This window comes from Kitasatospora cathayae, from assembly GCF_027627435.1.
In the GTDB taxonomy this organism is placed as follows: domain Bacteria; phylum Actinomycetota; class Actinomycetes; order Streptomycetales; family Streptomycetaceae; genus Kitasatospora; species Kitasatospora cathayae.
Genome location: NZ_CP115450.1, coordinates 8079225 through 8102124, shown reverse-complemented (window position 1 = coordinate 8102124; position 22900 = coordinate 8079225). Strand labels below are relative to the sequence as shown.

Genomic DNA, 22900 nt, shown 5'->3' with positions numbered 1-22900 from the left:
AGCCGAAAGTGCCGAACCTCCCCGCCACCTACCTCACGACCACGCTGCGGGACGGCGTGGTGAGCCTCGGCACCCACCCCTTCCCGCACGACGCGCTCGGCGCCGACACCGTCCTGATCAAGCCCGACCACCTGGGCATCTGCCGCGCCGACGCCAAGGAGATCCTCGGCTCGCGCGACATCCCCGAGGACCGCGGCCCGCTCTTCGGCCACGAACTCGTCGGCACCGTGGCCTTCGCCGGCACCCGCACCGGCTTCCACGAGGGCGAACTCGTCACCCTCAACCCCAACATCACTCCCACCCGCACCACCGGCTTCGCCGAGTACGTCTTCGTCCACGGCACCGGGGCGCAGCTCGACCAGGCCGTGGTGCGGGTCCCCGAGGCGGACATCCGGGACGACATCTGGATGCCCGAGCCCTTCGCCTGCATCGTGCACGCGCTCCGCAAGCTCCTCGAACTCACCGACCTGGCCGACCTCCGGGGCCGCCGGGTGGCCGTCATCGGCGCCGGCTGCGCCGGACTCACCTTCGCCCTGTACGCCCGGCACCTGGGCGCGTCGGTCGCCGTCTTCAACCGCGGCGAGCCGCGCCGTGCCTTCGCCCGGGAGCAGGGCCTGCTCGCCGACGACGAGAACCACCCGTTGACCGAGGCCGGGGCGGAGCGGCACCAGGGCCGGTTCGACGTCGTGATCGTGGCCCCCACCGTCGCCACCACCGAACTCCTGGAGACCGCCGCCGATCTGGCCGCCGACGGCGCCGTGCTGCTGGTCTACGGCGGCACCCGCAAGGGCGACACCTTCCCGGCCGGCCAGGCCGACATCGACACCATCCGCCGCCGGGAACTGATCCAGCGGGTCGACCACCGGGGAAGGCGGATCGCCGTCGCGGGCGCCTACGGCTGCCACCGGGAGGACTACGAGGAGGGCTTCCGCCTGCGCGCCCGATACCCGGACGCCTTCCCCCTGGAGAAGCTCACCTCCCGGCGGATCGACCTGGACGACTTCCCGCGCCTGGTCATGGACCTCGCCACCGAGCGGCAGGACTTCCCCGGCAAGGTGATCGTCAACCTGCGCCCGACGACCCCGGATCGTCCCTGACCCGGGCACCGACCCCGAGGCGCCCGGTGCCGCCGTGCCCGGGCTCCGGCACCACCATCACCGGAGCCGCCCCGGGCACGGCCGCGTCACACCGGCTGTTCGGCCCAGATGATCTTGCCACCGGGGGTGTAGCGGACGCCCCAGCGTTCGGTGAGCTGGGCGACGAGGAAGAGGCCGCGGCCGCCCTCGTCCTCCTCGACCGCGTAGCGCAGGTGCGGGGCGGTGCTGCTGCCGTCGGAGACCTCGCAGATCAGCGTGCGGTCGTAGAGGAGCCGAACCCGGATCGGTGCGGCGCCGTAGCGGATGGCATTGGTCACCAGTTCGCTGAGCACCAGTTCGGTGACGAAGGCGGCCTCGTCGAGTCCCCAATCGGCGATCCGGCGGATGGCCACGGCGCGGACGCCGGCCACGGCCTCGGGAGTCGGCTCCACCTCCCACTCGGCGGTCCGGTCCGGCCCCAGCACCCGGGTGCGGGCGACGAGGAGGGCGATGTCGTCGGTCTGGCGGGCGGGCAGCAGGGCGTCGAGCACGTCCTCGCAGATCTCCTGGGGCGATCGCGGCGACCGGCCGGAGCGGCTCAGGACGGTCATGAGGACCTCCAGGCCGGCGCCGATGTCGCGGGTCCGGTCCTCGACCAGGCCGTCGGTGTAGAGGACCAGGCCGCTCCCCGGTGACAGCCGCACCTGCACGGCTTCGAAGGGCATCCCGCCCAGGCCGAGCGGCGGACCGTTGGGAAGGTCGAGGAGTTCGGCCGTGCCGTCCGGGTGGACGAGGGCGGGCGGCGGATGGCCGGCCCGGGCCAGCGCACAGGTGGCGGTGCTGGGGTCGTAGATCGCGTAGAGGCAGGTGGCGCCGGTGATGGTGAGCTCGCCCCCGGCCGCCGCCGTCTCCTGGTCCAGGTGGGCGACCAGTTCGTCCAGGTGCCCGAGCAATTCGTCCGGCGGCAGGTCGAGGGAGGAGAAGTTCTGGACGGCGGTGCGCAGCCGGCCCATGGTCGCGGCCGCGTGCACGCCGTGGCCGACCACGTCGCCGACGACGAGCGCGACCCGGGCGCCCGGCAGGGGGATGACGTCGAACCAGTCGCCGCCGACCCCTGCCTGGGCCGGCAGGTAGCGGTACGCGACGTCGAGGGCGCTCTGCTCGGGCAGCGCGCGCGGCAACAGGCTGTGCTGGAGGGTGATGGCCATCGTGTGCTCGCGGGTGTAGCGGCGGGCGTTGTCGATGGACACGGCGGCCCGGGCGGCCAGCTCCTCGGCCAGGGACAGCTCGTCGTCCTCGAACGGGCCCCGGTCCCGGCCGCGGTAGAAGCAGGCGACACCCATCAGCACGCCCCGCGCCGTCAGCGGGACGGCGATCAGCGACGCCAGGCCGAAGTCCAGCACCGCCTGCGTCCGCTCGGCGTCCTGCCTGCGCCACCCGACGTCGGTCGCCAGCTCGGGGACCAGCGTGGACCGCCCGCTGACGAACCCCGCCGCCTGCGGCGTGCTCCCCGCCCACCGGACCAGCGTGCCCTGGGGGTACAGCGGCGAATCGTGCCGGATGCCCGCGAGCGCCACCCGCACCAGCCTCACCTCGGCACCGGCCGTCGGGGTCTGCGGCTCCTCGCCGTGCAGGACCTCTCCGGCGAGGTCGACGGTGGCGTAGTCGCAGAACTCCCGGCAGGCCGTGCTGGCGAGCTCCTCGGCGGTGCGCCGGACGTCCAGGGTGCTGCCGATGGCCGTGCTCGCGTCGTAGAGCAGCCTGAGCCGGCCGCGGGCGGTCTCGGCCTTCCCCGCCAGGGCGCGCAGCTCGGTGGAGTCGCGCAGGGTGGTGACGCTGCCCGGAGGCCCTCCCCCGCTGCCGGTGGGACGGTTGTTGACGGCCAGCAGCCGGTCACCCACGGGCAGCACCTCGTCGGTGACCGCGCTGTCGGACAGCAACAGCTCGGTCGCGCGGGGCTGGAGGCCGAGGTCGGCGACGGCGCGGCCCTCGGGTTCGGGGGGAAGCTCCAGGAGCCGGCGCGCCTCGTCGTTGGCGAGCAGGACCCGCCCGTCGCCGCCGACGATGACCACGCCCTCGCGCACCGCGTGCAGCACCGCGTCGTGGTGCTCGTACATCCTGGTCATCTCCTCCGGTCCCAGCCCGTGGGTCTGCCGCAGGAGACGCCTGCCCACCAGCGCCGTCCCGGCCGTGGCCAGGCCGAGCCCGACGGCGCCGGCGCCCAGGACGACCGGCAGCTGGCGGTCGATCGCGCTGCTGACGTTGGCGACCTTCATCCCGGCGGACACGATGCCGACGACCCCGCCGTGGGTGTCCTCCACCGGGACCACCACCTGGTACTCCAGGCCGAGCGGACCGTGCACCCGCTCGACGGTGATCCGCCCCTGCAGCGACGGTCCGATGGTGCCGACGAACTTCTTGCCGATCTGCTGCGGCTCGGGGTGGGTGTAGCGGATGCCGTTGCGGTCGGTCACCACGATGAAGTCGACCTGGGCGCCCTTGCGGGCCGCCTCGGTCAGCGGCTGCAGCACCGCGCTGGGGTTGGGTCCCTGCATCGTCGCCACCAGACCGGGGCCGTGGGCGAACGACTCGGCCGCGGCGAGCGAACGGTCGCGCGCCGCCGCGAACCGGTCGCTGCGGGACTCGATCAGTAGCGCGAGGACCGCCGCCACCACGAGCAGCAGCACGATCAGCACCTGGAGCAGGAACATCTGCCCCGCGACACTGCGGATGTTCAGCACCGACCGCAGCCGCCGCACCGGAGGGCCGCCCGGCACCGGGTGTGGGTGCCGTCGCCCGCCATGACCGCTCGTCCGGCCCGGATCCCGGGGATCTGGGCCCGTGTCCCTCGCCATAACACCTATGGTCTCGCTCCGGCACGAAGGGGCCACGTCCAGCGGGGGACGGATCGGCTCGCAGCGGCGCGCCGTCATCGGTCGGGTGCTCTCCGCAGCCCCCGGCCCGCCGACGAGGGCACCGGCCGACCGGTCGACCGGCTCGCCGCCGTCCGCGGCGCCCGGTGCGTGAGCCCCGTTACGTCACTCACAGTAGCAACTACGTCCGACCGTAGGTACGGGCCCGCTTCCGGGCTTCGCGGAAACGCCCCGTCCGGAGGCCCTCCTACTGCCCCGCGTCGTATTCGGGGGCCTTCACCGCCGGTTCGGCGCCGCTAAGAATGGGCGGACCAGCGGTGTCCCCGGCCGCACGGCCGGGTGCACCCCCCGACGGGGTTTCGAGGCGCTCCGGCCGGGCCGGCAGCGCCGCCGGTCCACGCCCCGCCGCCGGCCCGAACCCACGGAAGCAGGTGCCCAGATGCCCGCGTCGGTCCTTCTCGCCGCCACCGCGGTCGATGGCGCATCGGCCCTGGCCCGCCACGTCGTCGCCTTCCTGGACTACTTCGCCGGGGTCTTCACCCTGCTCTCGCTGACCGCGGCGGTCGTGTCCGGGCTGGCCGCCACCGACCGACTGGTCCTGACGCCGCGGCTGCGGGTGGCCGTCCAGTCGGTGCACCGGGCGACCGCCGTCGCGGCGCTCGGGTTCCTGGCCGTCCACATCGCGGTCAAGGTCGCCGAGCACCACGCCGACCCGCGGAGTGCGGTCCTGCCCTTCACCGGCGGCACCGCCGTCGCGGTGGGCCTGGGAACCGTGGCGGCCGACCTGCTCGTCCTGGTCGCGGCGACGGGCGCGTTCCGCGGACGGTTCGCGGGCAGCCGGCACGCCTGGCTCTGGCGGGTGCTGCACTCGGGCGCGTACGCCTGCTGGCCGGTCGCGCTGGTCCACGGCCTGACCGCCGGGCGCCCGGCGCACGCCTGGGTGCTGTGGGGCTACGGTCTGTGCGCGGCCGTGGTCGCGCTCGCCCTGTTGGTACGGAGCCTCTCCTGGGTGGGGCACCGCCGGACCGTCACCGTGCACCGGCGCCGCTCGAAGGCCCAGCCGGCCGGCGCACCGCTCCCGCCGAGGACGGACGCGCCGACCCGCACCGGCACGGTGCCGGTGCCGCGGCGACTGCGGCACGCCGCCCCGGCCGCACCCCGGCGCCCGGGGCTGTTCCAGCCCGGCGGTGGCCTGTGAGTCCCCGGCCCGAGCTGCCGCAGGTGCGCCCTCTGGGACCGGCCCGGCTGACCGCCGGCCTGGACCGCTTCCAGCGCCTGGACCTCGCCGCCCACGTCCGGGTCCACCCCCCGCTCCCCCGGCTCGGCCGCGACGACCTGCTGGACCTGGCCGAGCGCGTGGACCTGCGCGGCCGCGGGGGCGCCGGGTTCCCGTTCGCCCGCAAGGCCCGGGCCGCGGTGACCGCCGCCGCCCGCAGCGGGGCGGCCCCGGTCATCGTGGTGAACGGCTCGGAGGGCGAGCCCCCGAGTGCCAAGGACAGGATGCTGCTCGCCCGCGCCCCGCACCTCGTGCTCGACGGCGCCGTCCTCGCGGCGGCCGCCTTCGGGGCCGAGGAGATCGTCATCGGCGTCGCCGCCGGCAGTCCCGGCGAGGCCTCCGTCCCGGCCGCCCTCGACGAGCGCGAACTGCCGTGCCCGGCCCGGACCGTGTGCGTGCCCGAGCGCTTCGTCTCCGGCGAGTCCAGCGCGCTGATCCGCGGGGTCAACGGTCTTCCGGTGCACCCCGCCGCGGTGAAGTCCCGCGCGGCAGAGGGCGGAACGGGCGGCGTCCGGCGGCGTCCGACCCTGCTGTCCAACGCCGAGACCTGGGCGCAGCTCGCCGTGGCCGCCCGGCTCGGCCCCGGACCATACGCCGCCGTAGGCACCGACGCGGAACCGGGCACGCTGCTGCTGACGGTCAACCGTCCCGGCACGGGCCCCCTGGTGGTCGAGGCCCCCTTCGGCACGGCGCTGGGAGACGTCCTGGACGCGTGCCGGCTGCGGCCGGGCGACGGCGTGCTGGTGGGCGGCTACCACGGCGCCTGGCTGGACCCGGCGGACGCCGTCGGCGCACCGCTCTCGCGCACGGGCCTGGCCGAGCTCGGCGGCACCCTCGGCGCCGGCGCGATCGTCGCGCTCCCGCCCGCCACGTGCCCGCTCGGCGAGGTCGCCCGGGTCGCGGCCTGGCTGGCGGGTGAGTCGGCCGGGCAGTGCGGGCCGTGCCGGCGCGGGCTGCCCGACGCCGCCGAGGCGCTCGGTGCGCTGGCCGCGGGCACCGGCGGGCCGACCGCCCTGGAGGACGTCCGGCAGGCCCTGGGCGGCGCGCAGGGCGGCGGCGCCTGTTCGCACCCGGACGGCACGGCCCGCTTCGTGCTGAGCGCGCTCGACGTGTTCGCCCGGGACGTCGAGGCCCACCTCGGCGGCCCGGGCTGCGGCCGGCCGGTCCTCGACGTGCTGCCGCTGCCTCCTGCCGAGGGCGCCCGCCTGGAGGTGGACTGGTCCCGCTGCACCGGGCACGGACTGTGCGGCGTGCTGGCGCCCGGCCTGGTCCGGCTCGGCCCGCACGGCTATCCCGCGTCGACCACCGTCCCGGTCGCCCCCTGGCAGGAACACGACGCCCGCCGGGCCGTGAACCAGTGCCCCGCACTGGCCCTGCGCATGCGCCGGCCCGGCCGTTCCCCCGGTCGCCTCCGCTGAGCGGCCGCCGGGGGAACGGGCCTGCGCGCGCCGCGCAGCCCGCTGATCAGGTCGTCGCACTGCTGGTCGGCCTGCCGAGCGGAGCCTGCCGGCGGGAACGAGTCAGCACCACACGTCGCCGTCGGCCCCGGGCACGGCCGATCAGTGATCGTGTTCGCCGTCAGCGCAGGGGCGCGGCGCGGTCGGGTAGTGGCACGGCCCGGTCGGGCAGTGGCACGGCGTGCAGGCACGGGTGCCGTGGGGAGCCGAGCGGAGCGGCCAGGACGGTGGCCACCTCGCCGGTGATCTCCACCCGGAAGTCCCCGTCCGCGTTCTCCCAGACGGGCCCGCCGCCAGGCCCCAGCCGCTCGGTGGCGTGCACCACGATGACGGCCGGCGGGGCGTGCCCGCCGATCGGCCCGGGCAGGGTCACCGCGTAGCGGCGTTCAAGGCTCTTCATGGACGGCCTCCTCGTCGGACTCCCCGCCCCGTGTCGTCGATTCTCCTCCGCTCCCTGGAACATGTATACGAACGGTGATATCTTCCGCCCGATCGTCCGGCTCAGGCACTCCAGCGCAGCACGGCTCCCAGCCCGCCCGGCGGACCGTCCACGGCCTCGGGCACCAGCAGGGCCTCGGCACCGACCGCCGCGGCGCTGCGCAGCAGGGCGTCGGCGGCCGGGGCCTGCCACGGTTCGGACACGCCCATGGCGCGCAGCTCGGCCCGCTGGACGCCGATGTGCTCCGGCTCCGGGCCGGTCCACACCGGGCGCTCCGGATCGTGCCCGCCCGACTGGATGAGCAGGGCGGCGAGCTGGTGCTGCCGGGCGGCGCTCACCACGGCGGGCACGCCCTGGGCGGCTGCGCCGGGTGCGGTCTCGGTACCGGCGGCGTCGGTGGCGTGTTCGCCGGGGCGGCCGACGCCGGTGCGGAAGGCGTCCAGCACGGTGTTCAGGTGCCGCTGCTGGTGCTCCTCCCAGGCCTGGGCGATCCTACGGTCGAAGACGTCCCGGTCGGTGCCGTCGGCCCGGCCGCCGCCGTCGACCTCGACGGTGTCCGGCCGCAGCTGCCGGGGCAGCTGCTCGCGGACCGCCCGGCGCTCGCGGGCGTCACCGGTGAGCACCAGCAGGCCGGCGCCGCTGGCGGGCCAGATCCGGGCCAGCTGGTCGGCGATGATCGTGGCGGTGCGCTCCCAGGCGTCCTCGACGCGGTGGCGGTAGTGCCATTCGTACCGGTCCGCGGGCGGGGCGCGGTGACCGCGGCCCTGCCACTGCCGGCCCTCCACGGTGCCGAGCGGCGCGGCGCGGCCGAGCTCGCGCTGCTCCAGCGTGGCGCCGGTGCGGTCGACGGCCACCACCAGACAGCGCGGCGCGGCGTCGTCCAGCAGGCCGAGCAGCGGCGCGGTGTGCGGCAGCGGCGCCCAGGTGGCGCCGACGTCCGGCGGCGATTCCATCAGCGGGACGTCCAGCGCGACCTGGCCGTCGGCGGCGAACAGCGCCCGCCCCGGGGGCGAGGCGGCGGCCGGTTCGCCGGCCAGGTGGTCGCGGACGGCGTCGCAGGTGCCCTCGTCGACGCCGAGCCCGGCGAGCCGGTGAACGGCGGCCCGGTCGATCAGGGCGCGGCGCGGGGCGGCGTCCTCGGTGGCGCGAGAGGTGTCCAGGTACAGCGAGGCCCAGGGACCGGGCCGGTCGAGCAACGGAGTGAGGAACGCGAGGTCCATGGCGGCCTCCCGGAGTAGGTGGCTATCCGACGCCTACCCGGCTTCGCCCGTCGGACACCCGCGCGGGCCGCGGACCCTGGTGGGTCCGGTCGGGAGCGGGCCGGCTGCCGCCGAGTCGAACCCGCCCGGTAACCGGACCGACCCCGAGAGCGAGACCGCGAGCATGATCGACGACCCCGCGCCGGCCCCGTCGACGGGCTGCTGCGCCGCAGCGCCGGCTCCCGGCCGGTCGGGTACCGGTCCTGACGGTCACGCGCGGAGCCCGTTCAGGAACCGGGTCACGAGGGCCGCGGCAGTGACGGTGCCGACTGCCGGGGACCGGCGGGAGCGCCGACCCGCGGCGGCCGTACCGTGCGCGAGCACCGGTGCGGCTGCGGCGGCCCTCCCGCCGGTGACCCGGGCGGCGGTCCGGGGCAGGGCCAGCAGGGCGGCGAGCAGGCCGCCGAGCACCAGTACGGGCCACAGGAGGCGCCGACGGGCGAATCGGTGGCGTCCGGTCCGAGCCGGTGCCCGGAGTGCCCGCGGTGCCCCGTCGGGTGCAGGCGGCTCGACGGCGGCGCACGAGACCGGCGCCGGTGGCTCGACGGCGGCCTGCGCGGTCGGCGCCGCTCGCTCGGCCGACTGCTGCCGCATCTGGATGCGCTGCCAGGCGGACTGCCAGCGCGCGAGCTCCTCGGTGGGCGCGCCGAAGGCGGTGGCGAGCGCCAACACCCGTTCCAGGGGCGGGAGGCAGCTCCGCTGAGGGCTCAGGTCCCCCCAGAGGGTGCTGCGCGGAAGGCCGGTGCGGCGCTCGAGTTCGCGCAGCGACGGGTTGCCGGACCACGCCTTGAACGCCCGGAGCCGGCGGACGAACTCCTGCGCCGTGGTCGCTCCGCCCGGATCGGGCACGGTCGCCGTAGCCCCTTCCGGTAACCGGTCCGCATCCCCGTCCAGGTCTCGCTCGGTCATCTGAACCCCCTTGAGTGATCGGCTCGACCGGCCGATCGCGGCGTGCGTGCCGGGGACCATCCTGACCAACGCCGGCCGGTCACTCCATGGCGTTCGCTTGGCGTTCTATGATGATCTGTTGTCAGGGGCCCGTCAGGGCCGCAGGCCAGGAGTCACCGACGGGGGAAGCGTTTCGGGCGCCGGGCCGTTCCTGCCGTCGTCGTCCCCGTGGCTGACCATCCATCGGAGGCGATCGTGCTGGGGGATTTCGGAACGCTGCTGCGACGGTACCGGTACTCGACCGGATGGACGCAGGAGGAGCTCGCGGAACGGTCAGGCATCTCGACGCACGCGATCAGCGTGCTGGAGTCGGGGCGGCGACAGCCCCGCCTGTCGTCGGTGGCGCGGCTGGCCACCGCGCTGGGGCTGGACCCGGCCGACCGCGACCGGCTGCTCTCCGCGGCACGCGGGGAGTCGGAGCCGCAGCCCGGCCGGGAGCCGGTCGAACACGTGGTGCCCCGGCTGCTGCCGTACGCCGTCCCGGACTTCACCGGACGGCGCGGCGAGGTGGACCGGCTGCTGGCCCTCGCCGCCGGACCGGGCGGTGCCCGGTCCGGTCCGCTGGTGATCTCGGCCATCGACGGCATGGCCGGTGTCGGCAAGACCGCCCTGGCCGTCCACGTCGGGCACACCCTCGCCGGCCGGTTCCCCGACGGGCAGCTGTTCGTGGACCTGCGCGGTTTCACTCCGGACCAGCGCCCGCTCGAACCGGGCGCGGCCCTGGCGAGCCTGCTCCGGGCGGTCGGTGTCAGTGAGACCGCGCTGCCGTCGCGCACCGAGGAGCGCGCCGAGTTGTGGCGCAGCCGGGCGGCGGGCAGGCGGTACCTGATCGTGCTGGACAACGCCGTCGACGCCGAGCAGGTCCGCCCGTTGATCCCCGGCGGCCCGCGCTGCCTGGTGCTGGTGACGTCCCGGCGGCGGATGCCCGCACTGGACGGGGCGGTCAGCGTGCCCCTGGACGTGCTGAGCCATGACGAGGCGGTGGAGCTGTTCGCCCGGATCGCCGGCCCGGACCGGGTCGCGGGTCATGCCGGCACCGTGGACGAGATCGTCGCACTGTGCGGAAGACTGCCGCTGGCGCTGCGGATCGCCGCTGCCAGACTGGCCCACCATCCCGTCTGGACGCCCGTCGAGCTGCTTCAGCGGATCCGGCGTCCGCAGAGGTTATTGACCGAGCTCTCCGACCACGACCGGGGCGTCGCGGCGGCCTTCGTGGATTCCCTTCGCTCCCTCACCTCCGCCCAGCAGCGCGCGTTCCGGCTGGCCTCGCTGCAGCCGGGCGAGGACGTCACGCCGCACGCCCTCGCCGCCCTGGTCGACGCGCCGCTGGACGAGGCCGAGGAACTGCTGGAGTCGCTGCACAACCACCACCTGCTGGTCGAACGGACGGCCTTCCGGTACACCTTCCACGACCTGCTGCGCGCCTTCGCCGGTGAACTGCTCGCCCGGGAGGAACCCGAACCCCTCCAACGAGCCGCGCTCATCCGGCTGTTCGACCACTACCGGCACACCGCCGCCTCGGCGATGGACCTGCTGGCCCCGCTGGAACGGCATCACCGACCGCAGCCGCCCGCGCCCGGTGGTGCCCCGCTGGTGTTCGCCGACGGGGCGGACGCGGCGGACTGGCTGACCGGGGAGCGGGCCAACCTGCTGGCGCTCATCCGCCACGCCACCGACGCCGGCCTGCCCGAGTACGCGGCGGACCTGCCGGCGATCCTCTGGCGCCACCTCAAGCGCCACCTGCCCGCCCAGGAGGCACTCGGGCTGGGTGTCCGCGCCGTGCAGGCCACTCGGCGGCTCGGCGATGAGGCCGGTGAGGCGGCCGCGCTACGGCAGCTCGGGCTGGTCCGGTACCAGCTCGGCGACTTCCGCCAGGCGCTCGACCTCCTCCACCAGGCCCTGGAGCTCCAGCAGCGGACCGGCAACCGCAACGGTGAGGCCCACGTCCTGGCCAACCTGGGCCTCACCCTGACCCGGATGGGGCGCCTGGAGGAGGCCCTCGACCACCACCGGCGGGCGCTGTGGCTCAGCCGGGACATCCCCGATCCGGCGGTCGAGGCGATCGCCCTGATCAACCTGGGACCCACGCTGACCAGACTCGGACGGCTGCAGGAGGCCCTGGAGCACCACCGTGCGGCGCTGGACTTCCACCGGCGCAGCGGCAACCGCCTCGGCCAGGCCATAGCGCTCAACCAGTTCGGCGAGCACCAGCAGAGGCTGCGACGCCATCCGGAGGCCCTCGACCTGTACCAGGAGGCGCTGGACCTGCACCGGGACCTCGGTGACACCTTCGGTCAAGCCGAGTCGCACACCCTGCTCGGCGAAGCCCTGCTGGCCATGGACGCTCCGGTGAGCGCCCTCCGGCACTACCGGGCCGCGATGGAGTACCTACCGCACACCGGTGAGCGGTACAACCTCGGCCGCATCCACTTCGGGCTGGCGCGCACCCACCAGCGCCTGGGAGAACCCGGCACCGCCCGGAAGCACGCCGAACAGGCCGTCGAGATCCACACCTCGCTGGACATCCCCGAGGCGGACGAGGCCCGGGCCCTGCTCGACTCCCTGACGGAGTGACCCGCAGGGGCGGGCGGGAGCAGCTCTCCGGGGCCGCGTCCGGCTGGGGCTGAGCAGCGGGAGCGGACTCGCAAGGGCCGCTCCCACCCGGCTCACCGCACCTGGCTCAGTTGATCGGACCGCACGCCCAGGTGTTGTTGTTGGCCGTGTCGATCAGGCACGCCTCCAGGCTCTGGCCCGGTCCGTCGTAGTACCACGGTGACGGGTTGCTGCTGGGGGTCGCGCCGGCGGCTCCCAACCACTTCCAGGCGTTCCGGTCGAAGACACCGAACAGGCAGTGGCCGGGGTTGGCGGTCGGGACGATGTCCATGTAGTCGTGGTAGTCGCTGCCCAGCGCGACGTTCTCGATCGCATTGCAGCCGCCGGTACCGAACGCCCAGCTGCCCTCGGCGGTCGTGGCGGCCTGGGCCGAGCTCGCGGTGCCGATCCCGATCACGCCCATCGCCGCCGCGGCGATCGCGGCGGCGGCGAGGCGCTTCCTGGTCCTGGTGAATCGCATGGTGCTCCTCCAACGGGTCGATTCCGCCCCGGGGTTGGCGCCGGGAACACCCCGAACCCCAGCAGCCGGCGGGACGGAGGACAACCGGTCGAGCACCGTCCCGGACAATCCCGGACGCTCCCGGACACCCACTACCGGGAAGCGCCGGCGAGCAGGGCGGTCTGGAGGACGAAGCGGTTCCACGGGGTCCGCGGGTCGCGGCCGGTGGCGGCGGCCAGCCGGCGCATCCGGTAGCGGACGGTCTGCGGGTGGACGTGGAGGCGGGCGGCCGCGGCGGGAGCGCCGTCGGAGTAGATCACCGCGTCGAGGGTCCGCCGGGTTTCGTCGTCCTGGGCGAGGTGGCCGAGCACGGCTTCGGCCACCAGTACCGGATCGGCGTCCGGGTGGCCGGTGACCAGGGCCACCACCTCCAGGTCGCCACAGTCGAGCACCCGGCGCTCGGTCCACACCAGCGGCGAGGCGTGCCGGAGGCCGTGGACGGCGAGCCGGTGGGCGCGCGGCGCGGTGGCGGCGGTGACGCCGGTGAGCAGGGCGCCGGTGAGGTCGTGCCCGGCCGCCAGGCGGTCCAGCAGCGGCACGTCGACCGCCTTGACCAGGGCGACTCCGACGCCGTCCAGGGTGGTGTGCAGCGAGGTGAGTTCGAGCTCGGCAGCCTCTCCCGCGGCCCGGGCGTCCAGGGCGGCGGTCACCAGGGCCGCCGCCCGCTCCGCCGCCTCGGCCGCGCCGGCCGCCGGGGACACCACCATCAGGTCGAAGGAGGACGGCAGTTCCGCGTCGAGCTCGCGCAGCCGGGCGCGCAGGGTGCCGGCGTGGCTCTGCCGGCCGAGCAGCAGGTCGGTGAGCAGGCCCCGGAGGGAGCGCTCGCGGTCCTCGCCGAGGATCCGCCCGGTGGACTCGTAGCCGTCGAAGATGGCCTCGGAGGACTGGTCGAGCACCGTCAGCCAGACCCGGGCGAGCGCGCTGAGGTCGCGGACCGAGACGACGTCGGCGAAGCGTTCGCCGATCCGGTCGAAGAAGGCCAGCGCGGCGACCCGGTAGGCCCGCAGCACGGCTGCCAGTGGACGGGCGTCGCGCGCCCTGGCCGCGCCGACGCCGCGGAACATCCGGATGTCCTCGGCGCCCAACGCGCCGTCCACGGCCCAGAGTTCGAGGACCCGGCGGAGCGTCCAGACGATGATGGAGCGGACCTCCTCGAGCTGGCCGGCGTCGAGGTTGGCGTAGGCGGGGATCTCCCGGGCGATGGCGGCCATGAAGGCGTCGACCATCCCGGTCTCGTCCGCCAGGATCCGCGCCACGGCGGCGTGCCGGTCGGCCTGTGCCGGTTCGCTTTGCGCCGGTTCGCTTTGTACTGGTGGCACAGTCTTCTTTGTCACCATCTGACAAGCCTAGTGCCGGTCCCCGCGCCCTGCCGCGACCATGGGGGCGCGCAGCCGTCGCGACCGGGCGACGGTGACCGTCCCGAGGGAGAGCCGAATGCCGTTCCAGCCCGAGGTCATCGTGGTCGGAGCCGGACTGGCCGGACTGGTGGCGACGCACGAGCTGGCGAAGGCCGGCCGGCGGGTGCTGGTGGTCGAGCAGGAGAACCGGCGGAACCTGGGCGGCCAGGCGTTCTGGTCGCTCGGCGGCCTGTTCTTCGTGGACAGCCCGGAGCAGCGCCGGGTCGGGATCAGGGACTCCCTGGAGCTGGCCCGGCAGGACTGGTTCGGTTCGGCGGCCTTCGACCGGCTGGACGACGAGGACCGCTGGGGGCGGCGCTGGGCCGAGGCGTACCTGGCCTGGGCGGCCGGCGGCAAGCGCCGGTACCTGCGCGAACTCGGCCACCGGGTGGTGCCGTTGGTGGGGTGGGCGGAGCGGGGTGCCGGTTCGGCCACCGGGCACGGCAACTCGGTGCCGCGCTTCCACATCACCTGGGGCACCGGGCCCGGCGTGGTGGAGGCGTTCCTCCGTCCGGTGCTGCGGGCGGAGCGCGGCGGGCTGGTGCGGTTCGCGTTCCGGCACCGGGTGGACGAGTTGCTGACCGAGGACGGCGCGGTGGTCGGCGTCCGGGGTGCGGTGCTGGCGCCGGACGACTCCGGACGCGGGGTCGAGTCCTCGCGCGAGGAGGCCGGTTCGTTCGAGGAGCGGGCGGCGGCGGTCGTGGTGACCTCCGGCGGCATCGGGCACAACCACGCGCTGATGCGGGCGAACTGGCCCGTCGACCGGGTCGGCCCCGCCCCCGGGCACCTGATCTCCGGCGTCCCCGCCCACGTCGACGGCCGGATGCTGGCCATCACCGAGCGGGCGGGCGGCCGGGTGGTCAACCGGGACCGGATGTGGGCCTACACCGAGGGCGTCCACAACTGGGACCCGGTCTGGCCGGACCACGCCATCCGGATCCTGCCCGGCCCGTCCTCCATGTGGTTCGACGCCGAGGGGCGCCGGCTGACCGGGATGTCCGGTGTGCCGGGCGCCGACTCGATCGGCGCGATGAAGCAGATCCTGGCGACCGGCCACGACTACTCGTGGTTCGTCCTGACCCAGTCGATCATCGAGAAGGAGTTCGCGCTCTCCGGTTCGGAACAGAACCCCGATCTGACCGGCCGGGACCTCAAGTTCGCGCTGCGGAGCCGGCTGGCCAAGGGCGCCCCGGGCCCGGTGGAGCGGTTCAAGCAGCACGGCGAGGACTTCGTCGTCGCCCGTACCCTGCCCGAGCTGGTCGCCGCCATGAACGGGATCGCCCGCGGCCCGAAGCTCGACCTCGCCGAGATCGAGCGGCAGATCTTCGCCCGCGACCGCGAACTGGCCAACCCGTTCAGCAAGGACGCCCAGGTGATGGCGATCCACAACGCCCGCCGCTCGCTGACCGACCGGATCGCCCGGGTCGCCAGGCCGCACCGGATCCTCGACCCGGCGCACGGCCCGCTGATCGGCGTGCGGCTCAACATCCTCTCCCGCAAGACGCTCGGCGGCCTGCAGACCGACCTGGACTCCCGGGTGCTCGACGGCGACGGCGCCCCGGTCCCCGGTCTCTACGCCGCCGGGGAGGTGGCCGGCTTCGGCGGCGGGGGCGTGCACGGGTACAACGCGCTGGAGGGCACCTTCCTGGGCGGCTGCATCTTCTCGGGGCGAGCGGCCGGCCTGGCGATCGCCCGCCGCCGCTGAGCCGCGGTCACCGGGCGTGGTCAGCCGGTGAGCCAGGGCGCCTCGGGGAGCTTGGCGTCGGCGTCGCGGCCGGAGAAGTCCACGCTGGTCGGGGTGCCCAGGCCCGCCATCCGCATGGTGACCCGGCGCAGGTTGCCGTCGCCGTCGACCCAGTACGTCAGCGGTGAGCTCTTTCCGTCCGGCGCGGCGCCCTGGGCGCGCGGGCCGGCGAAGCGGTCGTAGCCCCCGCCGTCGATCCGGTCCCGGCCGAGCCAGCGGGCGCCGGACTGGGCGAGCAGCAGCGGGTTGTCCGGACGGTCGGCGCCGACCTGGGTGAGCAGTTGGAGGCCGGCGTCCAAGGGGTCGGCGGTGTACGAGCGCGGCGACCAGCCGGAGCGGGGGATGTGTTCTGCCTGCTCCCAGGGCGGTCTCTGGTCGCCCGCCGGCTCGGGGGCCAGGCCGAGGCCGCCGGTGTCCCAGACCACCAGGCCGTGGTCGAGCGACCCGCTCGCGCCGGTGCTCCGGTAGCGGCCCACGCCACGGTGGGTGCGGTAGTCCACGACGCCCTCGACCAGGATCCGCACTCCCCCGCCCTCGTCGGCGGTGAGCACCACCCCGACCGGGCTGGCCTGGTAGAGGTTCAGCCGGGACAGTGCCAGCCGTCCCGCCTCCTCGGTGGTGACCGGGCGTTCCGGGGCCTGGTCGGAGACGGTCTGGTAGGCGACGACGCCGCCCGCCACGGCGGCGCACACCACGGTCGCGATCAGCGCCGTCAGCCGGCGGGTCCGCCTGCGCCGGGGCGGGCGGGGGCTGGTCTTCGTCTTCCGGGCCATCCGGGGGTCCACTCCGATCTCTTCTTCACGTCCGCGTCGAACACGGGAGTCGGGCGGGTTCGCGGTCCGTTGCGGTCCGCGAACCCGCCCGATCCGGGTGTCACCATCCCGTCAGAGCGGGACAGCTCCTAGCGGTGCTGGGCCCGGCGTCGGCGCACCAGCACGTACAGTGCCCCACCGAGGGCGATCAGCGCCGCGGCGCCGGTCGCGATCAGCGGGAGCCCGCTGCTCGCACCGGTGTGCGGCAGTTCGCCACCGGGAGCGGGCGCCGGTGGGGCCGGCGTGCTCGGCGGTGTGGTCGGCGTCGGCGTCGGGGTTGGCGTCGGGGTCGACGTCGGCGTCGGGGTGGGGATCAGCTTGTTGACGGCCGTGACGCTGACCCCGTCCTCGAGGTTGTCGGCGGTGAGCACCAGCGGTCCGAAGACCGTGCTGTCCGGCGCCGAGTAGCCGTCGGGCGGGCTCAGCTCCTGCCAGTAGTACGTCCCGGGCACGCCGCTGCCCTGGCAGATGCCGTCGGCGCCGGTGGTGCAGGGGTCACCGACGGGGGTGTCCGGCTTGGCCCCGGTGGTCTGCAGACCGTCGGTGCCGTTGGTCTCGTGCCACAGCCGGAACTTGGCACCGGCCAGCGGTTTGCCGTCCTGGTCGTGCTTGACCAGCTTCAGCGCGCCCTCCTGCTGGCGGTAGCCGAAGTCGTAGGTGTGGTTGTTCTCGCCCGGTCCGCCGGTGGTCAGCGCCCGTTCGGGGAACTTGGTGCCGGCCGGGACGATGCCCTTGGAGTCGATGAAATGGTTGTCGCCGACGTCGTGGTCCGTGGGGACCCAGTGGTACAGCGGGCCGCCCTTGGCGTAGTCGGCGGGGTTGTCGATGCGGATCGTGTACTTGGTGTGCGGCTTGAGGCCCCCCGTGACGTTGCTGTCGTCGAAGTAGTACTCGCCGCGCGCCGTCGTCCTGGTGGTGCCGACCACCTTGCCCGACTCGTCGTAGAGGTTGACGGTGGCGCCCTTCACCGGGAGCTGGCCCGGGTTCTGGATGCCCTTGCGCTCGGGGTCGTACCAGACCCGGTTGCCGATCTGCAGCGGCGCCTGGTCGCAGAGCACTTCGAGGTCGCCCATCGCGGCGCCCTTGCCGAACGGCGAGGCGGTCCCCGCCGGAGTCAGCCGCAGGCCGAACTTCGGGTCGTGCGCGCCGTCCGCCCGCTCCATGAACGACGTGCCGTAGCCGACCGCGGTGTGGTCCGGGTCGAAGGCGGAGCCGGCGACGGTGCTCTCGACCTTGGAGAGCGCGATGCCGGCGAACACCGTGTTGTGGTGGCCCACCTCGTCCCAGCCGGTGGAGAAGAACCGGGCGCCCCGGACGGTCTTGCCACAGCCGAGGTTGACGTCCATCACGTACGTGCCGTTCGACGGGCAGGCCTTGTCGAGGTCGCCGCCGGACATCACGGTGGCCGAATTGGGCGCCGGGGCGCCCGGTCCGCGGTCGGCGAAGCGGTCCTTGAAGGCCAGCAGCATCGAGCCGTCGGTCTCGAACAGGATCTCGCCGAGCTCCGGTTCGGGGAACGCGATGGTGGTCCTGCCGCAGACCTTTCCGTTCTGCGAGGCCGGGAAGGTGCTGGTCCACGCGAACCAGCCCGCGCCGTCGCACGGGCCGCCGCCGACGGTGGACTGCCGCGGGTAGTCCATCGGCTGGTTCAGCACCGGCTTGCCGAACTCCCCGGTGCCGAGGTCGAACGGCAGGACCATGGCGCGCACGTCGGTGAGCTTGCCGGTGGACTCGCCGGAACAGACCCCGCCGAGGTAGCCGGTGCCGTCCTGCATGCCGAGGCCGTACGGCCGCCAGTCCGCGGCCGACGGGCAGCCCGGGTCCGGGATCGGGTAGGAGGCCTTGGGCGCCGAGGCCGTCGGCTTGGTGGCGTCGTAGCGGTAGAGCTTGCGGTCGTTCAGGTTGACGACGAACAGGTCCTTGCCGTCGTCGGTGATCTTGATGCCGCCCAGGCTCTCCTTTCCGGGCACGTCGAGGAAGGCGTCGTCCGTCCCCGGCCCGTGCGCGGTGCTGCCCGCGTTCGGCACGGTGGTGAAGACGGTCGTCTTCTTCTTCGCCGGGTCGCTCAGGTCGGTGACGTAGATCCCGCCGGAGCCGCCGGGGCCGTAGTCGGTGGTCCGCTTGGCCGTCGCCGCGGAGAACAGCCGCTTGTCGGCCTTGTTCCAGGCGAGGCCGTAGATCGTGCCGGTCTCGGCGTCGGTGGCGATGTCGGTGGCGTTGGCGGTGACGCCGTCCTGGCCGCGCGCGCTGTACGGGAAGGTGACCAGCGTGCGCTGGGCGCCGCCCTGGTAGGTGGGCGTCTGACAGGCCGTCGCCAGCGGCGCGTTCTTCTGGCAGTAGTCCGCCGGGTTCCACAACCCGGTGGTGTAGGAGACGTTCTTGCCCCCGGAGAGGTCGACGAACTCCTCGTTGGAGCTGAGCTGGTCGGGCGCGCCGTCCAGCCCCTGGCGGGAGGCGAAGGCCGGGAACAGCACGCCCGGCTTCGGGTTCACCACCTGCACCCGGTACTTGCCGCCGGTGGCCTTGCCGGTCGCGGGCGACAGCGTCACCGTGCCGTCCGCCGCCGTGGTCCCGTCGATCGAGACCCCGGCGTCATCGGTGAGCGTCACCTTGACGCCCGCCATGCCCGGCTCCAGCGCGGGCGTGTACGTGCCGGAGTTGTCCACGGCTCGGATCACCTTCACGGTGACCGTCCCGTCGCCGGTCTGCGAGACCGCCGCCGGGACGGCCGCCAGCGAGCTGCTGCCGACGGCGATGGCGAGCGCCGCGAACCGGCCGACGGCACGACGGCCGGGCAGGCCCGGCCGTGACCGGGACGGGCCGCGCGCGGCGCCGTTCATCAGTTCGTTCGTTGTTCTCATCCCTGCTCTCATCGTCTGAAAGGCCCAATGGCCCGACTACCGGAGGAAGCCCACAGAGTGGCCTGAATCCGACATGATTAACGTGAGCTTAAAGGCAATTCACCCAACTAGGCAGCAGAACGTGGAACTTTGATGTCCAGTCAGGCGTCTCCTTGACGCCCCCCTCTTCGGCAACTCACGGTGCGACCGTTCCGACCAGCACGGATCCGGCCCGAGGCGTCCTCTGGGCACGGAACAAGCGTCATGTCGACAAAAGCGCCCGACCGCGGAAGGTGACCGTCGCGTCGAACACGACTACGAAGGTCGTGGAATTTCGACACAGCTCGCACAGAACCGTCCGCGATTCATTCCAACCCACCAGCCCCGGGAGCAAGCTTCGTCCGCGAGCGGAGGACGATCCGGACCGCCGCGCCCGGAAATCCGCCGGCCGACCCCTGTCGTCCGTCAACGGCGTCGACACAGCCTGCGCGGCATGAGCGAACGCGCAGTGCCCGAGCCCCGCCGGCGCCGCCGCAGACCCACCAAGCAACGCGTCGCGCTCTCCCGGGAGTTGATCACCGGCACGGCCCTGCGGCTGATCGAACAGCATCGGCCTGCGGATCCACCCCGCCCACCCGGCCCACCCCCGGGCCGCCCTGCTCGCCGCTCACCGCACCACCGGCCGCACCCACGAGACCTCCGCCGTCGAGGCGATCCTCTCCGCGCTGCGCACGGCCGGCTTCCTCACCACGGTCATCTGACCGTCTCGGCGGGTCATAAGGGTCCCGGTCGACGGTCTCGTCCTGAACAGTGGTTTTGACGTACCGTCGACAAGCCCTGCCCCTGCCACCCCCGTCCTGGAGAGACCCGTGATACCCATCCGCCCGGCTCGTCGAGCCGTGCTCGCGGTGGCGGCCCTGCTGGCCGCCCTCATCGGCACCGCCTCACCCGCACCAGCCGCACCCACCGCCGCGCCCGCACCGACCGCCGGGCCCGTGCTGACCGGCCCCCAGCTCGCCGCCTCCTGGGCCGGCCCGCTGAGCACCCGGGGCCGGTACGTGGTCGACGCGAACGGCGACCGGTTCAAGCTCAAGGCCGGCAACTGGGCTGGTGCGCAGGGCACCTGGGAGGGCAGCGGCTCGACCACCGATCCGGCGGACAACCAGGCCGGCCAGGTCTCGTACAACATCCCGCTCGGCCTGGACCGGGCACCGATCGGCCAGATCCTGGCGGGCTTCCACGGCCTGGGCCTGAACGCCGTCCGGCTGCCGTTCGCCAACGCGCTGATCCACGACACCAGTACCGTCCCGGACGCCGCCGTCGCCGCCAATCCGCAGCTCAGGGGCAGGACCCCGCTGCAGGTCTACGACGCCGTCGTGGCCGCGCTGACCGCCGACGGGTTCGCGGTCATCCTCAACAACCACACCACCAGCTACCGCTTCTGCTGCGGCCTGGACGGCAACGAGCGGTGGAACAGCGGCCAGAGCACCCGGCAGTGGGAGGACGACTGGGTGTTCATGGCGAACCGCTACCGGGCGGACAAGCGGGTCGTCGGCGCGGACCTGCGCAACGAGGTCCGCCGGGACGTCTGGGACGACCCCAACTGGGGGATGGGCGACGGCCACGACGAGTACGCCGCCTTCGAGGAGGCCGGCAACCGGATCCTCCAGGCCGACCCCGACCTGCTGGTCATCATGGAGGGCATCAACTGGTACGGCATCCCCGCCGCCGGGTTCTCCCACGGCCGGCCGATGCTCACCCCGGTGGCCACCCTGTCCAACACCCTGATCCGGTCCGACAAGCTGGTCTACGCCGCCCACTTCTACGCCTACACCGGCCCGGCCAACACCGGCGCGGGCAGCGGCCCCGGCTCCACCAGCGACCCGCGCTACGAGGACTTCACCCCCGACCAGCTCGCCCAAGTGGTGAACCAGGAGGCCCTGTTCGTCACCCAGACCGGCCAGCACTTCACCGCTCCGGTCTGGGTCAGCGAGTTCGGCGCCGCCGGGCGCGGCTCCACGGACGCCAAGGAGCAGGCCTGGTTCGACCGCTTCACCGACGTCCTGGCCGCCAACGACACCGACTTCGCCGTCTGGCCGCTGGTCGGCTGGCAGCACGACGGCGTCCCGAACGACAACTGGGCGCTGCTCTCCTACGACACCTCCGGCCGGCAACTCGGTCTGAACGACCCCGGCGACTGGCGCGCCGCCGACTGGAACAAGCTGGTCAACGCCCCCTCGTACACCGGACCGGTCGCACCGGTCACCCGCTGGAACATGCTCGACCTCGACCACGGGGACCAGAACGTCTCCAGCCGCATGCTGGCCCGGCCCGACTGGAGCTACGGCAACCGCAAGGGCGACTGCCCGGACGGCCAGCGCCTGGCCGGCCTCGGCCGCAGCAGCAGCCGCGGCCTGTGCACCGACGCCGGCCAGCCCGCCGTCGGCGCCGGCGACTGGGTGACCGTCACCGACCAGCGCTACGTCACCGGGGGCGACTGGGCGTCCGGCTACGACAAGCTCCAGTGCCCCGACGACACCTTCGCCGTGGGCTACAGCGTGCACGGCAACGCGATGTCCGCGCTGCTCTGCGCCCCGTCCGCCACCGCCCTGCCCACCACCGGCCGCACGCTCTGGTTCGACCACGGCGACAACCGGCCCGCCACCGGCGGCTCCGCCGCGAGCGACTGGGCGCCCGGCACCTACAAGGGCCAGTGCGCCGACGACGAGTACGTCGCCGGCGTGGCCGACACCTGGCGCTGGCTCCAGTACGGCGTCCCCGACGCGCTGCTCTGCCGTCCGCTGAGCTGACCATGTCAGGTGAGCGACGGGTCCTGCCGGTAGACGATCCCCTGCCCCCAGGAGCCGCCGTACGCGCGGGCGATCTCGTACGCGCCGTCGACCGTGTCGGTGCGGCTCCAGTCGCGCTGCAGTTCCTGTAGCACGGCGATCCAGGTGACCGGGACGGCGCCTGCCCGGACCAGCCGGTGAACGGCCGCCGTGTGCGCCTCGGCGCTGACCCCACCGACCGCGTCGACGACGAAGTACACCTCGTATCCGGCCTCCAGGGCCGAGAGGGCGGGCGTCATCAGGCAGACCTCGGTCCAGATTCCGGCCATCAGCAGCTTGCTGCGGCCGGTGGCCTCGACGGCGGAACGGAAGGCGTCCACCTGCCAGGCGTTGAGGTTGGTCCGGTCGATCGGTTCCTGCTCGGGGAAGACCTCGGCCAGCTGTGGGAGGAGGGGGCCGGCGAAGTCACGGGCCACGACGGTCGTCAGGACGGTGGGAAGCCGGAACAGCCGCGCCGTTCTGGCCAGCGCGACGACGTTGCCGACCAGCAGTTGGCGGTCCATCGACTGGATGTGGAAGACCGGTTGGGGCTGGTAGTCGATGAGGGCCAGGGCGGCGTTGGCGGGGGTGAGCAGTGAAACGGATCCCCTCGTCCGGCATCACCTTGGTGGCGGTTTCGGGCATCACTCGTCCTCGGGCTGGTGCGGACACCCTGCAGGGCCGGCCGACCTGCTCCGACAGCACTTGGCGTCTGACCGTGGTGCGGATCGGCGAACCGGTTCCTCCGTCCGCCGGCGCGGCGGCACGCGGCCGTGCGGGCCGCGCGGGACGAGGCCGAGGGACGGTGCGACCACTCGCGGTCGAGCAGCGGTTCCGTG

At 74.0% G+C, this 22900-nt stretch carries 15 protein-coding genes and 1 pseudogene; 7 read left to right on the top strand and 9 right to left on the bottom strand.

Going from position 1 to position 22900, the window contains the following annotated elements; all coding sequences use genetic code 11:
- The first annotated feature begins 8 nt into the window (after positions 1-8).
- A complete protein-coding gene (locus O1G21_RS36165; RefSeq protein ID WP_270149769.1) occupies positions 9-1097 on the top strand; it encodes an MDR/zinc-dependent alcohol dehydrogenase-like family protein in 1089 nt (362 codons plus the stop codon).
- 86 nt (positions 1098-1183) lie between these two features.
- Here the strand turns inward: O1G21_RS36165 and O1G21_RS36160 are convergent, their stop codons facing one another.
- A complete protein-coding gene (locus O1G21_RS36160) occupies positions 1184-3787 on the bottom strand; it encodes a SpoIIE family protein phosphatase (protein WP_270151451.1) in 2604 nt (867 codons plus the stop codon).
- A gap of 601 nt (positions 3788-4388) precedes the next feature.
- On the opposite strand from O1G21_RS36160, the gene O1G21_RS36155 reads away from it, so the two are divergent.
- On the top strand, positions 4389-5147 hold the full coding sequence (locus O1G21_RS36155; protein ID WP_270149768.1) for a hypothetical protein: 759 nt from the start codon (positions 4389-4391) through the stop codon (positions 5145-5147).
- 23 nt (positions 5148-5170) lie between these two features.
- A complete protein-coding gene (locus O1G21_RS36150) occupies positions 5171-6643 on the top strand; it encodes an NADH-quinone oxidoreductase subunit NuoF family protein (protein ID WP_270149767.1) in 1473 nt (490 codons plus the stop codon).
- 160 nt (positions 6644-6803) lie between these two features.
- Here the strand turns inward: O1G21_RS36150 and O1G21_RS36145 are convergent, their stop codons facing one another.
- The 3 genes from O1G21_RS36145 to O1G21_RS36135 form a co-directional block, all read right to left on the bottom strand.
- Complete coding sequence (locus tag O1G21_RS36145; protein WP_270149765.1) at positions 6804-7082, bottom strand: DUF6296 family protein; 279 nt, start codon at positions 7080-7082, stop codon at positions 6804-6806.
- A 101-nt stretch (positions 7083-7183) separates the two neighbouring features.
- Entirely contained in the window at positions 7184-8341 is a 1158-nt protein-coding gene (locus tag O1G21_RS36140; RefSeq protein WP_270149763.1) for a baeRF2 domain-containing protein, read from the bottom strand.
- Positions 8342-8590: 249 nt separating this feature from the next.
- Positions 8591-9289 (bottom strand): hypothetical protein, encoded by a 699-nt coding sequence (locus O1G21_RS36135; protein WP_270149761.1) that lies wholly within the window; start codon positions 9287-9289, stop codon positions 8591-8593.
- A 207-nt stretch (positions 9290-9496) separates the two neighbouring features.
- Between O1G21_RS36135 and O1G21_RS36130 the strand changes: the two genes are divergently transcribed.
- Complete coding sequence (locus O1G21_RS36130; RefSeq protein WP_270149759.1) at positions 9497-11902, top strand: helix-turn-helix domain-containing protein; 2406 nt, start codon at positions 9497-9499, stop codon at positions 11900-11902.
- A gap of 106 nt (positions 11903-12008) precedes the next feature.
- Here the strand turns inward: O1G21_RS36130 and O1G21_RS36125 are convergent, their stop codons facing one another.
- Positions 12009-12401, bottom strand: a complete 393-nt coding sequence (locus O1G21_RS36125) for a hypothetical protein (RefSeq protein ID WP_270149757.1) — start codon at positions 12399-12401, stop codon at positions 12009-12011.
- Between the two features lie 131 nt (positions 12402-12532).
- Positions 12533-13777 (bottom strand): helix-turn-helix domain-containing protein, encoded by a 1245-nt coding sequence (locus O1G21_RS36120; protein ID WP_270149755.1) that lies wholly within the window; start codon positions 13775-13777, stop codon positions 12533-12535.
- 97 nt (positions 13778-13874) lie between these two features.
- On the opposite strand from O1G21_RS36120, the gene O1G21_RS36115 reads away from it, so the two are divergent.
- Positions 13875-15542: an FAD-binding dehydrogenase gene (locus O1G21_RS36115; protein ID WP_270149754.1), complete on the top strand. Its 1668-nt coding sequence runs from the start codon at positions 13875-13877 to the stop codon at positions 15540-15542.
- 20 nt (positions 15543-15562) lie between these two features.
- On the opposite strand, the gene O1G21_RS36110 is transcribed toward O1G21_RS36115, so the two are convergent.
- Both O1G21_RS36110 and O1G21_RS36105 read right to left on the bottom strand, forming a co-directional pair.
- On the bottom strand, positions 15563-16354 hold the full coding sequence (locus O1G21_RS36110; protein ID WP_270149752.1) for a hypothetical protein: 792 nt from the start codon (positions 16352-16354) through the stop codon (positions 15563-15565).
- A 128-nt stretch (positions 16355-16482) separates the two neighbouring features.
- Positions 16483-19254, bottom strand: a complete 2772-nt coding sequence (locus tag O1G21_RS36105) for an SdrD B-like domain-containing protein (RefSeq protein ID WP_270149750.1) — start codon at positions 19252-19254, stop codon at positions 16483-16485.
- A gap of 472 nt (positions 19255-19726) precedes the next feature.
- Here O1G21_RS36105 and O1G21_RS36100 point away from each other — a divergent pair.
- Both O1G21_RS36100 and O1G21_RS36095 read left to right on the top strand, forming a co-directional pair.
- Positions 19727-19976, top strand: a pseudogene (locus O1G21_RS36100) (hypothetical protein); the annotation flags it as partial.
- A 129-nt stretch (positions 19977-20105) separates the two neighbouring features.
- Positions 20106-22043 (top strand): glycoside hydrolase family 5 protein, encoded by a 1938-nt coding sequence (locus tag O1G21_RS36095; protein ID WP_270151449.1) that lies wholly within the window; start codon positions 20106-20108, stop codon positions 22041-22043.
- Positions 22044-22048: 5 nt separating this feature from the next.
- On the opposite strand, the gene O1G21_RS36090 is transcribed toward O1G21_RS36095, so the two are convergent.
- Complete coding sequence (locus tag O1G21_RS36090) at positions 22049-22657, bottom strand: hydrolase (protein ID WP_270151447.1); 609 nt, start codon at positions 22655-22657, stop codon at positions 22049-22051.
- Positions 22658-22900 lie beyond the last annotated feature (243 nt).

Bases quoted from the DNA above. Each gene is read 5' to 3' on its own strand.
- O1G21_RS36160 (WP_270151451.1), bottom strand. From the start codon at position 3,787: ATGTTCCTGCTCCAGGTGCTGATCGTGCTGCTGCTCGTGGTGGCGGCG.
- O1G21_RS36155 (WP_270149768.1), top strand. From the start codon at position 4,389: ATGCCCGCGTCGGTCCTTCTCGCCGCCACCGCGGTCGATGGCGCATCG.
- O1G21_RS36145 (WP_270149765.1), bottom strand. From the start codon at position 7,082: ATGAAGAGCCTTGAACGCCGCTACGCGGTGACCCTGCCCGGGCCGATC.
- O1G21_RS36140 (WP_270149763.1), bottom strand. From the start codon at position 8,341: ATGGACCTCGCGTTCCTCACTCCGTTGCTCGACCGGCCCGGTCCCTGG.
- O1G21_RS36135 (WP_270149761.1), bottom strand. From the start codon at position 9,289: ATGACCGAGCGAGACCTGGACGGGGATGCGGACCGGTTACCGGAAGGG.
- O1G21_RS36125 (WP_270149757.1), bottom strand. From the start codon at position 12,401: ATGCGATTCACCAGGACCAGGAAGCGCCTCGCCGCCGCCGCGATCGCC.
- O1G21_RS36120 (WP_270149755.1), bottom strand. From the start codon at position 13,777: ATGGTGACAAAGAAGACTGTGCCACCAGTACAAAGCGAACCGGCGCAA.
- O1G21_RS36115 (WP_270149754.1), top strand. From the start codon at position 13,875: ATGCCGTTCCAGCCCGAGGTCATCGTGGTCGGAGCCGGACTGGCCGGA.
- O1G21_RS36110 (WP_270149752.1), bottom strand. From the start codon at position 16,354: ATGGCCCGGAAGACGAAGACCAGCCCCCGCCCGCCCCGGCGCAGGCGG.
- O1G21_RS36105 (WP_270149750.1), bottom strand. From the start codon at position 19,254: ATGAGAACAACGAACGAACTGATGAACGGCGCCGCGCGCGGCCCGTCC.